Here is a 15470-nt window from a genome sequence, read left to right on the forward strand (position 1 = left end):
GAATCCAGTCCAAGTACAGATTTCAACCATGCCCATCCTGACCACCGAGGACACCGCCGAGCGTCTGGCCCGGCTGCAACAGATCATCGAAGACCTGCTGAAAGAGGCCAGGCGCCAGGGGGCCAGCGCCGCCGAGGCCTCGGTCGGCGGCAGTGCCGGACTGGAGGTCGCGGTGCGTCTCGGCGAGGTCGAGACCGTCGAGCATACTCGCGACAATGGTCTGGGCATCACGCTCTATTTCGGCCATCGCCGAGGCTCGGCCAGCACCTCGGATCTGAGTCCAGCGGCGGTGCGCGATGCCGTCAGCGCCGCACGCGCCATCGCCGAGCACACTCAGGACGATCCCTGTGCGCATCTCGCCCCACCCGAGCTGATGGCCACCGAAATCCTGGATCTGGATCTCTGCCATCCCTGGGCGATCGAGGTCGAGCAGGCGATCGAACTGGCCGTCTCCTGCGAGGACGCGGCGCGCACCTATGATCCGCGTATCGTCAACTCCGAGGGCGCGAGCCTCTCGACCCATCTCGGTATCCATGTTGCCGGCAACACTCACGGCTTCATCGGCGGCTATCCGACCACGCGCCACAGTCTCAACTGTGCCGTCATCGGCCAGGACGGCGAGCTGATGCAGCGCGACTACTGGTGGACCACCGCGCGTGCGTCGTCCGATCTGGACGCGGCGCGCGCGGTTGGCGAGCGGGCAGCCGAACGCACGGTCGCGCGTCTCGGCGCGCGGCGGCTCGGCACGCGCGAGGCGCCGGTGCTGTTTCGTGCTGAGGTCGCGACCGGGCTTCTGCGCAGTCTGGTCTCGGCCATCAATGGCGCCAGCCTCTACCGACGCTCCAGCTTCCTGCTCGACCATCTCGGGAAGTCGATTTTCCCCGAATTCGTGCGCATCCATGAGCAGCCGCATCTGCGGCGCGGACTCTCCAGCGCACCCTACGACGGCGACGGCGTGGCCACACGCGCCAAGGATCTGGTGCGCGACGGTGTGCTCCAGACCTATGTGCTCGACACCTACTCGGGCTGCCGGCTCGGAATGCCGACCACGGGCAATGCCGGCGGGGTGCGCAATCTCACCATCGAGATGGGCGAACTGGACCGTACCGCGCTCCTGCGCGAGATGGGCACCGGGCTGCTGGTCACTGAACTCATGGGCCACGGCGTCAACGCGGTCACAGGCGACTACTCGCGCGGTGCCTCCGGTTTCTGGGTCGAGAACGGCGAGATCCAGTATCCGGTCGAGGAGATCACCATCGCCGGCAATCTCAAACAGATGTTCGCCGGACTGGTGGCGGTCGGCAACGACTGCGACTTTCCGGGCAGCACCCGCACCGGTTCCTGGCTGATCGATCGGATGACGATCGCCGGGGAATAGTGTATCCACCTCCATCGAGACGAGAGCCACCATCATGACTGGCGTCATCACGTATGAGCAGGACGTGATCGCCTGGGCCAACGAACAGTCGCGACTCTTGCGCACTGGCCAGTTCGATCGGCTCGATATCGAACATTTGGTCGAGGAGATCGAGGACGTGGGCAAGAGTGAGCAGCGTGAGCTGGCCAGTCGCATGGCGGTGTTGCTCATGCATCTACTGAAATGGCGATTTCAACCCGAGCGCCGCGGCCGGAGCTGGGAGGCGACGATCCGTATCCAGCGTCAGAGCATCGCGCGCCGTCTCCAGCGCACGCCCAGTCTGAAACACAGTTTGGATGACGCCGACTGGTGGGAGGATGTCTGGGCCGATGCACTCGCCAAGGCGATCGACGAAACCGGCCTGACCGACTTTCCGCCGCAGTGTCCCTGGTCGATCGCCATGATCCTCGATCTGAACTGGATGCCGACTGAGAACGAAGCGATCTGATACCGATGAGCGAAATCGTCCTGATCAATGTCACCGGCGAGGACCGTCCCGGTATCACCGCCGCCCTGACCGCCATCCTCGCCCGTTATCAGGTGCCGATCCTGGACATCGGCCAGTCGACCATCCACAACGCCCTGGCGCTGGGTCTGATGGTCGAGCTGCCGCGCGCCGGCACCGACTGCGGGGTCTTCAAGGAACTGCTGTTCAGCGCCCACACGCTGGGACTCGATATCCGCTTCACGCCGATCGCCGAGGACAATTACGAAGGCTGGGTGCATGAGCAGGGCCAGCCGCGCCATATCCTGACCCTGGTCGGACGCGAGATCGAGGCTGAGCACATCGCGCGTGTCTCGTCCGTGGTCGCTGAGCGTGGTCTGAATGTCGACCGCATCGCGCGTCTGACCGGGCGCATCTCGCGGCGCGAGCGCCTGCCGGCGGCGCTGGCCTCGGTCGAGCTTTCGGTGCGCGGTGCGGTGCCCGACCTGACCGAGCTGCATGGTGACCTGCTGGCGCTCGGGCGGGTGCTGGATGTCGATATCTCGGTCCAGGAAGACGATATCTTCCGCCGCAACCGGCGGCTGGTCTGCTTCGACATGGACTCGACGCTGATTCAAACCGAAGTCATCGACGAGCTGGCGGCGGCGGCTGGTGTGGGTGCCGAGGTCGCGGCCATCACCGAGGCGGCGATGCGCGGTGAGCTGGACTTCAAGGAAAGCTTCCGGCAGCGCATGGCGTTGCTCAAGGGGCTGGACGAGTCGGTGCTAGCCGGGATCGCCGCGCGTCTGCCAATCACCGAGGGTGCCGACCGGCTCATCGCCACGCTCAAGCGGCTCGGCTATCGGGTCGCGATCCTCTCGGGTGGTTTCACCTATTTCGCCGAGCATCTGCAACGGCGTTTCGGTATCGACTACGTCCACGCCAACCGGCTCGAATTCCAGGACGGCAAGCTCACTGGCGAAGTCTCGGGCGAGATCGTCGACGGTGCGCGCAAGGCCGAGCTGCTGCGCGAGATCGCTGAGCGCGAGGGCATTCGATTGGAGCAGGTCATTGCCGTCGGCGACGGTGCCAACGATCTGCCGATGCTGGCCATCGCCGGACTCGGCATCGCCTTCCATGCCAAGCCCATCGTCACCGAACAGGCGCGTCATGCCATCGCCACCGTGGGACTCGACGCCATCCTCTATTTGCTCGGGATGCGTGACCGGGATGTCGAAATGTTGTCGCCTAGCGCGATTTCAGGAACCTGATAGGTCTGCTATTCAAGGTGTTCGAGATGACTGAACTCAGCCAGCTGTATCACAAGGACTACACGGCCTGGGCGCGTCGTAACGCCGAGTTATTGCGCGCTGGCCAGTTTGGCGATCTGGATATCGAGAATCTGCTGGAAGAGCTGAGCGATATGAGCAAGAGCGAGCAGCGTGAGTTGGAAAACCGTCTGACGATCCTGCTCGCGCATCTGCTTAAGTGGGAATATCAGTTCCAGTATCTATCCGATAAGTGGATCGAGTTCGATGGGCGAAGCTGGCGCTCGACCATCATTGAACAGCGCGACCGGATCCATCAGCGTCTGCGGAAGTCTCCTGGTCTCAAGTCACTGCTGACCGCGACGGTCATCGAAGCCTATGTTGACGCCGTCGAACTCGCGAGCGACGAAACGGGCTTGTCCGCCGATCGTTTTCCGAGCCAATGTCCCTACGACGAAGCGCAATTGCTGGACAAGCAATTCTATCCAGAGCCAAGAAAGTAATCGCGCTGTCATCGACTATTCCATCTCCTGCTCCAACCGCCGCTTGACCGCTCCCGGCGATCCGGTATGTCGTGCGAGCCGGTCATAGGCCACGGGCACCACGAACAGCGTAAAGACCGTCGCCGCCAGCACGCCAGCGAGGATGACGATACCGATGACCGCGCGCGTCTCGGAGCCGGCACCACTGGAGAGCAGCAGCGGAATGGCGCCCGCCGCCGTGGTGATGCCGGTCATGAGAATGGGCCGCAACCGGGTCTCGCTCGCTTCGAGTAGTGCTGCGCGAAACTCCTGCCCCTGATCGCGCAACTGATTGGCGAACTCGACGATGAGGATGCCGTTCTTGGCCGCGAGTCCCACCAGCATCACCAGTCCGATCTGGCTGAAGATGTTGAGACTCTGACCGGTGATCCACAGCCCGAACAGTGCCCCGGCCATGGCCAGCGGCACGGTGAGCATGATGACCAGCGGATGGATCCAGCTCTCGAACTGCGCGGCCAGCACCAGATAGACCACCATCAGCCCCAGCACGAAGACGAACAGCACGCCGGCGGCACTGCTCCTGAAATCGCGGCTCTGACCCTTGTAGTCGATCTGAGCGTGCTCGGGCAGGTGTTCGCGGGCCTTGGATTCCAGATAATCGAGCGCTTCGCCGAGCGCCAGCCCCTCGGCGAGACTGGCCTCGAGGGTGATGGCGCGGATGCGGTTGAAGCGGTTGAGACTGGGTGACTCGGCGGTCTCGGTCACGCGCGCCAGACTGGCGAGCGGGATCAGGGCGTCAGTGCGCGCCGAGCGAATATAGATGTTCTCCAGACTGGTCGGCGTCCGCTGCTCATCGCGCTCGCCCTCCAGGATGACGTCGTATTCCTCGCCCTGATCCAGATAGGTGGTCACCCGGCGCGAGCCAAGCATGGTTTCGAGCGTGCGCCCGAGCGTGCCGACCGTCACCCCGAGGTCGGCTGCCCGGTCATAATCGATCTCGACCCGAAGCTGCGGCTTGGTCTCCTTATAGTCCCAGTCGAGTCCCACCAGTCCGGGATTGTCCTTTTCGATCTCAGCGACCAGGGTGTCGCGCCAGGCGGCCAGTTCCTCGTAATTGCCGCCGCCGATGACGAACTGAACCGGCTTGCTGGTGCGAGAACCAAAGCCTTGACGCATGACCGGGAAGGCGCGCACCCCCGGCAGATCGGCAAGCTTGGCGCGGATCTCGTCCATGATGACCCAGGCCGAGCGGCGCTTGGCATGGCTGTCGAGCACGATGATCACCATGCCGGTGTTGAAGGTCGCGGTATTGGAGAAGGCGCGCGGACTGCGCACCAGTAGCCGGATCGCCTCGCCGCTCTCGGCATAGGGCATGAGCCGGCGCTCGATCTCCTCCATATAGGTCTTCATGTAGGTGTACGAAGCGCCCTCGGGACCATTGACCAGGATGAAGAAGGCGCCGCGATCCTCCTTGGGGGTGTACTCCTGCGGGATACGCTCGAACAGCCAGGCGGCCGCGCCGAGCGTGGCGATCAGCGCCAGCAGGATGATCCAGGGCTGGCGCAGCAGAAATTCCAGCAGGCGTCGATAGACATGGCGGATCGACAGAAAGACGCGGTCGATGCGCTCGGCGAGTCCGGCACGCTCGCCCTCGGGCCGGTGAGCCGGCGGCAGCACCTTGGAGGCCAGCATCGAGGAGAGCGAAAGCGCGACAAAGGAGGAGAAGACCACGGCCGCCGCCATGGTCAGCGCGAACTCGGCGAACAGCCGTCCCAGATCCCCCCGCAGGAAGGCGATAGGGATGAAGACCGAAGCCAGCACGATGGTGGTCGCGATGACAGCGAAGCCGACCTGGCGCGTGCCTCGATAGGCGGCGACCAGCCGTGTCTCGCCGTACTCCTCCATGCGCCGGTGGATGTTCTCCAGCACCACGATGGCATCGTCGACCACCAGCCCGATGGCCAGTACCAGGGCGAGCAGGGTCAAGATGTTGATCGAGAAGCCGAGTACAAGCAGCACGGTGAAGGTGGAGACGATCGACACCGGCACCGTGACCGCCGGCACCAGGGTCGCGCGCCAGTTGCCCAGGAACAGAAAGATCACCAGCACCACCAGACCAATGGCGATAGCGAGCGTCTTGTAGACCTCCTTGATCGCCTCCTCGACGAACACCGAGCTGTCGAAGCTCTGGCTCAGTCGCATCCCCTCGGGCAATGACTGGTTGACGCGCTCCACCTCCGCCTTGGCCGCCTGGGCGACGGCGATGGTGTTAGCGGTCGACTGCTTGATGATGCCGATCCCGACCATCGGCGTGCCGTTGCCGCGGAAGAAGGTGCGTTCCTCCTCGGTGCCGCGCTCCACCCGCGCCACATCGCCCAGACGCACCAGATAGCCGCCCTCGCCGCGTTTGAGCACCAGACGCGCGAAGTCGTCCGGAGTGTTGAAGGCGCGATCGACACGCACACTGAACTGGCGGTCGATCGATTCGACCTCGCCGGCGGGCAGTTCCAGGTTCTCGGCCCGCAGTGCTTCCTCGACATCGGCGACCGTCAGCCCGCGCGCGGCCAGGGCGTGGCGGTCGAGCCAGACGCGCATGGCGTAGGTCTGATTGCCGCCGACCCGCACCCGCGCCACGCCGTCGAGCACCGAGAAGCGGTCGACCAGATAGCGGCGCGCATAGTCCGAGAGTTCGGGCACCGTCATCCGCTCGCTGGAGAGATTGAACCAGACGATGACGTCGTCGTTGCTGTCGACCTTCTGGATGTCGGGCGGATCGGCCTCAAGCGGGAGCTGGTCGATGATGCCCGAGACGCGGTCACGGATGTCGTTGGCGGCGCTGTCGACATCACGGTCGATGTTGAACTCGATACTGATGCGCGAACGCCCGTCCTCGCTGGTCGACTCGACGGTGCGGATACCTTCGATGCCGGCGATGCGTTCCTCGATGATCTGGGTGATACGGGTCTCGACCACGGCCGCCGCCGCGCCGCGATAGGTGGTGTCGATCGAGACCACCGGCGGATCGATGTCCGGAAACTGGCGTAGCGGCAGCCGGTCGAAGGAGACCAGTCCGAAGGCGACCAACAGCAGCGAGAGTACGCTGGCCAGAACCGGGCGGGTGATGGAGACGTCGGAGAGGATCACGGTATCGGGTCCGGTGTGGTGTCGGTCTGGGGCGCGCTCGATGCGTTCGTGGCGCCGGGGCTGGAAATGAACCGGATCGGCTGACCGGGTCTGACCTTCTCCTGACCCTCGGTGACGACGCGCTCACCCGGCGCCAGTCCATCACGGACCTCGACCCAGCCGGGGATGCGCGTGCCGATGTGGATCTGGGTCCGTTCAGCTGTGAGTCCTGCCTCGCTTTCCTGCACCCGCAGTACGAAGTGCTCCTGTCCGCGATGCAGGACCGCCGCTTCAGGGACCATGAGCGCCTCGCGCGGATCGAGCAGCAGCACCACGCGCATCAGGAGTCCAGGTTTGAGCCTGAAGTCGGGGTTGGGCAGGATGGCACGCACCCGCACCGAGCGTGTGACCGGATCGATCCGGCTGTCGACCCCGCGCACCACACCTCTGAAGACCTGCTCACCGAAGGCCGAGCTCGTCGCTTCGATGCCCAATCCAGGCTGGAGCGAGGCGAGATGGACGCTGGGTACGCTGAAATCGAGCTTCATCAAACGATCGTCATCGAGCGTCGTGATGAGATCGCCCGGCTCGACCAGGGCGCCCTGGCTGACGGTGCGCAGACCCAGCACCCCATCGAAAGGCGCCTTGATGAAGCGGTCGGCCACGCGCGATTCGATGGCAACGAGCAGGGCGCGCGCGGTGTCGAGATCGCGCTTGCGCTCGTCGAGCAGGGATTCTGAGGCCGAGCGCTGGGTGACCAGCGACCGGACGCGGTTGTACTGACGCTCGGCCTCGCGTGCCCGCACGTTGGCCTCTTCGAGCAAGGCATGTTCCTCGGCACTGGTCATCTCGACCAGCGGATCGCCGGCGCGTACACGCTGATTGTCGTCGAAGTGCACGACCGAGATGGTTTCAGTCACCTTGGATGTGATGGCGACCGACTCGTTGGCCTGGAGTGTGCCCAGAGCCTCGACCCGCTCGCTGAGCGGCTGGACGCGCGCTTCGGCGACCACCACGGGCGTAGCCGCCGGTGCTCCGTCAGACTTGGCGGCCCAGGCGTTCGGTGCGGCCAGCCAGACCAGCATCGTCATCAGAATCGGCATCGAGAAAACACGCATCGATCGGGACTCGCTCTGTGATGTCTCGTATTCGCGCCAGGGGCCTCCTGGCTAAACGGTGTCCGCACTGGGGTGCGTCGCTTATAAAGACGCGTATCGGACTGGACGCGGTTTAGTCGCTCGACTCCATCGAGAGTTCCCGACATCGCCGAAACGCAAACGGCCCCATCACGTCGATGATGGGGCCGTTCGTTGTCTCAGATGCGTGCTTCTGGGTCAATCCCTTGAGCCGGCAAGCGATCTCACTGGGTGGTTTGGGTCGAGGGCGCAACCGGAGCCTGCGCCTGGTACTGGGGCCCCGTCATGGGGCAGGGGCGCTCAGGGAAGGCACGGCTCAGCGGCTCACCAAGATGGCGGGTCGGATGCTGAGCACGACGCTCCTCGCTCCACTGCTTCATCGCCGCGCGGCGCTCATCGATACGCTGCTTGAGCTGCTCACGCTGGCTGTCGAGTTCCTGGAGACGTGCGTCCATCGACTCTGGCATGGCCGGGTACTGGCCGAATTCGGGCCTCTCCGGGAACTCAGGCGCGCTCGGATACTGGCCGAACTCAGGCATGGGCGGCATCTCGGGGAACTCGGGCGTCGACGCGAATGGATGGGCCGGGAACTCGGGTGCGGGCCAGGACTTCCGGGCCTGCTCAGCCCAGGCCATCTGCTGCTCGGCGAACTGGCGCTGGGCCTCGAAGGCGGCACGCATGGCCTTGTCGTGCTGCTCCAGCATCGCCTGATGCTGCTCAGCGCTGGGGGCAACGGGTTGATAGGGCGCGGCATACCAGGCAAAGGCCGTGGTGGTGGCGGCAGCGAGTGCGAGGGCGGAGGCGGCTTTGATCAGTTTGGACATATGACACACCTTGGAAGAAAATTGTTTGCAAGCAGGGATTCTTGGTTTTTTCGTCGTCGCGAAGGATCTTTAGTATATAAGAAAATTGTGAAATAGCAATAGGTGCTTGCTTTGACTGAATTGCGCGATCCGCGCACGTTATTGCGATGGCATGAAGGGCACCCGCTCCGGTCCTGGTTTCTAAACGCACGCGGCGGCACTCACCGAATTCCAATCCACGCGCAAACCCTGATAAGCTCCGGTCAACAGGGAGTCGTTGCGAACCACCCCCCCGTTGGATTTACAGCCCCAGACCCGATCTAACCTGGCAAGACGGGCGACGGTTGCGAACGCCGCGCCCAGGCTCCCGATCCGGTCAACGAGGATAGCTCCGAACTATGAATGCCAAGATCCTGAACATTCTTCTCTGGATTGCCGTCACCTTCTGGTTGGTGATGATGCTCAACAGCCTCACCACCTCCGATCAGATCGAGGCGCGCAATCTCAGTTACAGCCAGTTCCTGCAGGAACTCTCCAGCGGCGCCGTCCAGGAGGTCACCATTCAGGACGAGACCATCAAGGGGATGCGCAGCGACGGCTCGCGCTTCGAGACCTATGATCCGGGCGATCCTGGGCTGGTCGGTGATCTGCTCAAAAACAATGTCATCATCCGCGCCAAGCCGCCGGAACAGCCGAGCGTCTTCATGCAACTGGTCGCCGCCTGGCTGCCCTTCATCGTGCTGGCCGGCATCTGGATCTGGTTCATGCGCCGTAGCTCGGGTGGCGGCGCGGGTGGTCTGTTCAATTTCGGCAAAAGCCGCGCGCGCCAGCACGCCGAGGGCGAGGTGCGGGTGACCCTGCGTGACGTGGCCGGCGTCGAGGAGGCCAAGGAAGAAGTCGGCGAGCTGGTCGACTTCCTGCGCAACCCGCAGAAGTTCTCCAACCTGGGCGGACGCATCCCGCGCGGCGTGCTCATGGTCGGCCCGCCCGGAACCGGTAAGACACTGCTGGCGCGCGCTATCGCCGGCGAGGCCAAGGTGCCGTTCTTCAGTATCTCCGGCTCGGACTTCGTCGAAATGTTCGTCGGTGTCGGCGCCTCGCGCGTGCGCGATCTGTTCGAGCAGGCCAAGAAGAGCGCGCCCTGTATCATCTTCATCGACGAGATCGACGCCGTCGGGCGCAAGCGTGGTGCCGGTCTCGGTGGTGGACACGACGAACGCGAGCAGACCCTCAACCAGCTCCTGGTCGAGATGGACGGCTTCACCGGCAACGAGGGCGTGATCGTGATCGCCGCGACCAACCGCGCCGACGTGCTCGACCCGGCGTTGCTGCGTCCGGGCCGCTTCGACCGTCAGGTGGTGGTGGGACTGCCGGATCTGGCCGGACGCGCCGCGATTCTGGAAGTCCACATGCGCAAGGTGCCGATCGCCGAGGATGTCGACGCACGCACCATCGCGCGTGGCACGCCGGGTTTCTCGGGCGCGGATCTGGCCAATCTGGTCAACGAGGCGGCACTGTTCGCCGCGCGTTCCGGTCGCGAAGATGTCGATATGGAGATGTTCGAGAAGGCCAAGGACAAGATCATGATGGGTGCTGAGCGCCGTAGCATCGTGATGTCCGAGTCCGAGAAGAAGCTCACCGCCTATCATGAGGCCGGACATGCCATCGTCGGGCGCGTGGTGCCCGAGCACGACCCGGTGCACAAGGTCAGCATCATCCCGCGCGGTCGGGCGCTGGGCGTGACTCTGTTCCTGCCCGAGCGCGATCGCTACAGCATGAGCAAGCGCCAGCTCGAAAGCCAGATCTCCAGCCTGTTCGGCGGGCGGCTGGCCGAGGAGATGATCTTCGGACCTGAGCAGGTCACGACCGGGGCCTCGAACGACATCGAGCGCGCCACTGACATCGCGCGCAACATGGTCACGCGCTTTGGTCTGTCCGACAGCATGGGGCCGCTGGCCTATGCCGAGGATGAGGGTGAAGTGTTCCTCGGACGCTCAGTAACCCAGCAGCGTCAGGTCTCGCCCGAGACAGCGTTGGCGATCGATCAATCGGTGCGCGACATTATCGACCGCAACTATCAGCGCACCAAGCAGATCCTGGATGACCATCTCGACAAGCTCCACACCATGGCCGAGGCGCTCCTGACCTACGAGACCATCGGCAAGGATCAGATCGACGACATCATGGCCGGTCGCCCGATGCGGGTGCCCGACGAGCATGGTGGCGGGCGTCCGACGACCAAGTCTGATGGCGGCAGTGGGGCGACGCAGGGCGAGGGCGCTCCCGGTCAGCCGCCGATCGCTATCGGCGGGGTCTAAGCGTCCCGTGTCTCATCGGGCGGCGTCGAGGCCGCCCAAACAGGAAAGCCCCGCTTCGGCGGGGCTTTTTCGTCTGTGCTTCAAAAATGATCGCGGGGAGTGCTCAGCCTTGCGCGGCCTGCTGAGCCGGCGTGCGCGCCTTGATGGAGAGCGCGTGCAGTTCGCCGCTGGCGACCTGCTCCCTGACTGTTTCCATGACGAGACGCTCACGCTTGATGAGCGACAGCCCTTCGAAGGCGTCACTGACGACGACGGCCTCGAAATGCTCGCCATCTCCCGTGACTCGGACCTCAGATCCAGGCAGACCCGCGCGAATGAGTTGTGCGACGGCTTCGGTTTCCAAGTTCTGACTCCTCATCATTCAGTAGTGATAGCGGCCTTGCAGGAATTCGATCCGATCCGCTTTCACCAGATAGACACAGCGATGCTCCTGCGTGATGCGACGTGACCAAACATCAGGCCCGAGATACTTCAAAGGTTCCGGCTTGCCGATCCCCTTGAAGGGATCGCGTACAGTCGCCTTCACGAGTTCGAGCAGACGTTTGGCCGTGCGCCGCTCCGTTTCCACCCAGTAGCTCAGATCTTCCAGGAATTCCGGTTGAAAGACCGCGATTCGTTTGGTTTCAGCGGTCGAGGCCACAGTGCTTCTCCACCGCCTCAATGGACATCGGCGGCAAATCTGTGGTGCGTGCCCGCGTCAAGGCCGTGAGCAAGCGCTCGGCGTTCTTGGGCGAGCGCAGCAAATGAGCCGTCTCCATGAGTCCTTCCAGCTCATCGGCCGCGATCATGGCGACCGCCTCACCCGAACGACGACGGACCACAACGACCTCGCGGTCGTCGACAGCGCGATCCATCAGTGTCTTGAGTTGCTCGCGAGCCTGACTGTAGGTCGTTTCAATCGTCATCATCGACTCCTTAGTTGTACAGGTACGGCGTACAACTATAAGCCAGGTCGGCCTTGTGGAGATCCGATTTTCTTCAGACTCCCGATCCGTTCAGGTTATAGCTCGCGGGTGGCCAGGAACCGCACTTCGGGCCAGCGCTCCTCGGCCAGACTCAGGTTGACCATCGTCGGAGCCAGATAGACGAGCTGGTCGTCGCCATCGAGCGCCAGATGCTCGTAACACTTCTCCTTGAAGCGCTCCAGCATCTTAGGATCGTCGCACTGGATCCAGCGCGCGGTCTTGACGCTGACCGCCTCAACCACCGCCTCGACGCCATATTCGGCCTTCAGACGATAGGCGGCGACATCGAACTGGAGCACGCCGACCGCGCCCAGGATCAGATCGTTGTTTTTGAGCGGCCGGAACGACTGAGTGGCGCCTTCCTCCGAGAGTTGCAAGACCCCCTTCTGCAACGCCTTCGTCCGCAACGGATCCCGGAGCACCACCCGCCGGAACAGCTCAGGCGCGAAATAGGGGATGCCCTCGTACTTGAGATCCTCGCCCTCGCTGAATGTATCGCCGATCTGGATGGTGCCATGGTTGTGCAGACCGATGATATCGCCCGGCCAGGCTTCCTCGACATGACGGCGCTCGTCGGCCTGGAAGGTGATGGCATTGGCGACCTGGATGCTCTTGCCGATGCGCGCGTGACGCATCTTCATGCCCTTTTTGTAGCTCCCGGAACAGACGCGCATGAAGGCCACGCGGTCGCGATGCGCAGGGTCCATGTTCGCCTGGATCTTGAAGACGAAGCCGGTGAACGCTGACTCGCCTGGATCGACGGTGCGCTGCCGGGTCTCGCGCGCAAGCGGCGGTGGGGCGTAGCTGACGAAGGCATCAAGCAGCTCGCGCACACCGAAGTTGTTGATCGCTGAGCCGAAGAACACCGGCGTCTGCTTGCCCGCGAGATAGGCGTCAAGATCGAGCGGATGGCTGGCGCCCTCGACCAGTTCCAGTTCGTCGCGCAGATCCTGAGCCTGATCGCCGAGGATCGCGTCCATGCGCGGATTGTCGAGGCCCTCGATGATTTCGCCCTCGACGATCTTGCCGCCGTGCTGGGCGTTGAACAGATGGGTGCGCCCGGTGCGCAGGTCATAGACGCCCTTGAAACGCTTGCCCATGCCGATCGGCCAGGTTACGGGTGCGCACTGGATCTTCAGCACGCTCTCGATCTCGTCGAGGATCTCGATGGCATCGCGCCCCTCGCGGTCGAGCTTGTTGACGAAGGTCAGGATTGGCGTGTCGCGCAGCCGGCAGACGTCCATGAGTTTGATGGTGCGCTCCTCGACGCCCTTGGCAACGTCGATGACCATGAGCGCCGAGTCGACCGCCGTCAGGGTGCGGTAAGTGTCTTCCGAGAAGTCCTCGTGACCGGGCGTGTCGAGCAGGTTGACGATGGCCTCGCCATAGGGGAACTGCATCACCGAGGAGGTGACCGAGATGCCGCGCTCCTTCTCCAGTTCCATCCAGTCCGAGGTGGCGTGACGCGCCGCTTTGCGCCCCTTGACCGTACCGGCGAGCTGGATCGCGCCGCCGAACAGCAACAGCTTTTCGGTGAGCGTGGTCTTACCGGCGTCGGGGTGCGAGATGATGGCGAAGGTCCGCCGTTTGGAGAGCTGTTCCAGGAGTTCGGTCATGGCGTGAGGTCGATTCGGATGGGAGGCGCGCTGAAAAGCGTCTGATTATACCGATTCGAAGTGAGCTACGACCGCGTTCATTGAAGTTGCGCGCGTTTTCCGATCTTCAGCCCTGGAACGCGTCTAATGCTGGAGGCCATTAGTACCGAGAGGCCGACTCGATCCGTCTACGTGTCAGCACGCCATAGATGTGGTCGATGCCGGGCGCGAGCGGTCGTGTGACATAGAGGGCTTCGGCGCCTCGATCGCGCAGGATATCGAGGGCTTCCTGGAGGGTGGCCTGCAAATGGACGGCGGCCAGCTCGAAGCGTTCGCCCGGGATGTCGAGTAGGTCGATCGTGCTGCGCTCGCTGTCGCGCGCAAGATGACTGGCCAGCGTGATTCCAGGCATCAGATAGGCTGGATGTCCCTTGTGGTCGATGATGATCCAGTCGAGTCCATCTCTGACCAAGTGCTCGGCCTGCTGGCGATCAAGGCTTGAATCGCAGCGTGTAAAGTGAGTGTTCATCACGCTGGCCACGCCGCTGCGGCGCAGAAGCTCGACCACCGGATGGGCCTGATAGTCCATCCCGTGCGACTTCAGAACCGTGATGAAGAGTGAATCCTTGCCGAAGACCTGCTTGCTGATCAGGCCGGCAAGGACGATGGTCATCATGCCGGGCATGATCGCGCCTGGGTTGTGAGTCAGTTCGACGACCGCTGTCAGCGCGGCCAGAGGGGCCTGAAGGCTGGCCCCCATCATGGCCGCCATGCCGAGCAGGGCATAGAAACTGGCGTGACCGCTATCGATGAGCCCGCTCGCGGCGGCGATCGCAGCCGTCAGATTACCGACCACAGCGCCCATGAAAAGCGCCGGGCCAATGGTTCCGCCCGGAATGCCGAGTCCCACGCTGGCGGAGGTCGCCAGGAGCTTGGCCAGCAGCAACAGCGTGAGAAAGGTCCAGGGCAACCCCAGGGTCAGGAGCTGTGTGAGCGAGTCGTAGCCCAGGCCCATGACCTCGGGCATCAGCACACCAAAGACACCGGCGATGAGACCGGCGAGACAGAGCCGCCAGAAGACCGCGATTCGCCGCCCCAGGCTGGCGATCGATTGCAGGAGTTGGATGTAGGCCGCCGAGACTCCGCCGGCGAAGATCCCGAGCAGCAGCACGGGCACCAGATCCGAGAGCGAGGCCAGCCACAGGGGCGGGACAGGCAGGGTCGGCGCACTCCCGAACACGGCGACCGACAGTGCATTGGCGCTCACCGCGGCGAGGATGATCGGAATGAAGCCATGGAGGCTGTATTCGAGCGCCAGGACCTCGAGTGCGAAGATGACCCCAGCAAGCGGCGTATTGAACGAAGCCGAGATCCCCGCCGCTGTTCCGCAGGCCAGGAGCAGGCGGATGCTATTGTTTGGCAACGCGAGCGCCTGACCGAGCAGACTGCCGCTGGAGGCACCGAGATAGACATGCGGTCCTTCGCGTCCGACCGAGTGCCCGCTCAGGATAGCGATGGCTGCACTGAGGAATTGGAGCACGAAGCCGCGCACGTCCATGTAGCCCTGATGATAAGCCAGGCGCTCCATGACCCGCGCGACACCGAGCACCGGGTTGCCCCGAGCGAATCCCAGGAACAGCAGCGCGATCGCCACGGCACCCAGGATGGGCAGTAGTAAACGCCAGAGGACTGGCAATCCCTCGTAGTTTTCACCATGCACGGGCAGCAGGGATTCGAGTGTCCCCTCAACGACTAACCGAAAGCCGATGATGACCAGGCCGGCGAGCAAGCCGGTCAGCAGGCCCAGCGCGGCATGGGCCAGGAGTGCATCCGGGCGCGCAAGCCGCAGGCGCAAGGCTTCTAAACCACGTCCAGTCAGAGATGCGTAATTTTTGTGATACGCTGTCCACATGAACTGAGTCGCCGTTGGCTCGCCCTC

Annotated in this window: 13 protein-coding genes; 5 read left to right on the plus strand and 8 right to left on the minus strand. The window is 63.6% G+C overall.

The window, feature by feature from the left end; genetic code table 11:
• The first annotated feature begins 28 nt into the window (after nucleotides 1–28).
• Genes pmbA through GJ668_RS15385 form a run of 4 tightly spaced genes read left to right on the plus strand, consistent with a single transcriptional unit; the run spans nucleotide 29 to nucleotide 3612 of the window.
• Nucleotides 29–1378, plus strand: coding sequence for a metalloprotease PmbA (pmbA, locus tag GJ668_RS15370; RefSeq protein WP_155451017.1), 1350 nt, complete (start codon nucleotides 29–31; stop codon nucleotides 1376–1378).
• 34 nt (nucleotides 1379–1412) lie between these two features.
• A complete protein-coding gene (locus GJ668_RS15375) occupies nucleotides 1413–1865 on the plus strand; it encodes a DUF29 domain-containing protein (RefSeq protein ID WP_155451018.1) in 453 nt (150 codons plus the stop codon).
• Between the two features lie 5 nt (nucleotides 1866–1870).
• Nucleotides 1871–3112: a phosphoserine phosphatase SerB gene (serB, locus tag GJ668_RS15380; RefSeq protein WP_155451019.1), complete on the plus strand. Its 1242-nt coding sequence runs from the start codon at nucleotides 1871–1873 to the stop codon at nucleotides 3110–3112.
• A gap of 26 nt (nucleotides 3113–3138) precedes the next feature.
• Entirely contained in the window at nucleotides 3139–3612 is a 474-nt protein-coding gene (locus tag GJ668_RS15385) for a DUF29 domain-containing protein (protein WP_155451020.1), read from the plus strand.
• Between the two features lie 15 nt (nucleotides 3613–3627).
• Here GJ668_RS15385 and GJ668_RS15390 read toward each other — a convergent pair whose 3' ends face one another.
• The 3 genes from GJ668_RS15390 to GJ668_RS15400 all read right to left on the minus strand — a co-directional run bounded on the left by GJ668_RS15390 (nucleotide 3628) and on the right by GJ668_RS15400 (nucleotide 8674).
• Nucleotides 3628–6735: an efflux RND transporter permease subunit gene (locus GJ668_RS15390; RefSeq protein ID WP_186343136.1), complete on the minus strand. Its 3108-nt coding sequence runs from the start codon at nucleotides 6733–6735 to the stop codon at nucleotides 3628–3630.
• Nucleotides 6732–7832: an efflux RND transporter periplasmic adaptor subunit gene (locus GJ668_RS15395; protein WP_155451021.1), complete on the minus strand. Its 1101-nt coding sequence runs from the start codon at nucleotides 7830–7832 to the stop codon at nucleotides 6732–6734. Before GJ668_RS15395 ends, GJ668_RS15390 begins: the two co-directional genes overlap by 4 nt.
• Nucleotides 7833–8074: 242 nt before the next feature.
• A complete protein-coding gene (locus GJ668_RS15400) occupies nucleotides 8075–8674 on the minus strand; it encodes a hypothetical protein (RefSeq protein WP_155451022.1) in 600 nt (199 codons plus the stop codon).
• Between the two features lie 377 nt (nucleotides 8675–9051).
• On the opposite strand from GJ668_RS15400, the gene ftsH reads away from it, so the two are divergent.
• Nucleotides 9052–10971 carry an ATP-dependent zinc metalloprotease FtsH gene (gene ftsH / locus GJ668_RS15405; RefSeq protein ID WP_155451023.1) on the plus strand — a complete coding sequence of 640 codons (1920 nt, stop codon included), beginning with the start codon at nucleotides 9052–9054 and terminating at the stop codon, nucleotides 10969–10971.
• A gap of 103 nt (nucleotides 10972–11074) precedes the next feature.
• Here the strand turns inward: ftsH and GJ668_RS15410 are convergent, their stop codons facing one another.
• The 5 genes from GJ668_RS15410 to GJ668_RS15430 form a co-directional block, all read right to left on the minus strand.
• Nucleotides 11075–11314 carry a BolA family protein gene (locus GJ668_RS15410; protein ID WP_155451024.1) on the minus strand — a complete coding sequence of 80 codons (240 nt, stop codon included), beginning with the start codon at nucleotides 11312–11314 and terminating at the stop codon, nucleotides 11075–11077.
• 18 nt (nucleotides 11315–11332) lie between these two features.
• Nucleotides 11333–11611 (minus strand): Txe/YoeB family addiction module toxin, encoded by a 279-nt coding sequence (locus GJ668_RS15415; protein ID WP_186343137.1) that lies wholly within the window; start codon nucleotides 11609–11611, stop codon nucleotides 11333–11335.
• A complete protein-coding gene (locus tag GJ668_RS15420; RefSeq protein ID WP_246194928.1) occupies nucleotides 11595–11879 on the minus strand; it encodes a type II toxin-antitoxin system Phd/YefM family antitoxin in 285 nt (94 codons plus the stop codon). Before GJ668_RS15420 ends, GJ668_RS15415 begins: the two co-directional genes overlap by 17 nt.
• 92 nt (nucleotides 11880–11971) lie before the next feature.
• Nucleotides 11972–13552 carry a peptide chain release factor 3 gene (locus GJ668_RS15425; protein ID WP_155451027.1) on the minus strand — a complete coding sequence of 527 codons (1581 nt, stop codon included), beginning with the start codon at nucleotides 13550–13552 and terminating at the stop codon, nucleotides 11972–11974.
• 139 nt (nucleotides 13553–13691) lie between these two features.
• On the minus strand, nucleotides 13692–15443 hold the full coding sequence (locus GJ668_RS15430; protein ID WP_155451028.1) for a chloride channel protein: 1752 nt from the start codon (nucleotides 15441–15443) through the stop codon (nucleotides 13692–13694).
• Between the last annotated feature and the right edge of the window lie 27 nt (nucleotides 15444–15470).

The organism is Allochromatium palmeri, assembly GCF_009720725.1.
GTDB lineage: Bacteria > Pseudomonadota > Gammaproteobacteria > Chromatiales > Chromatiaceae > Thermochromatium > Thermochromatium palmeri.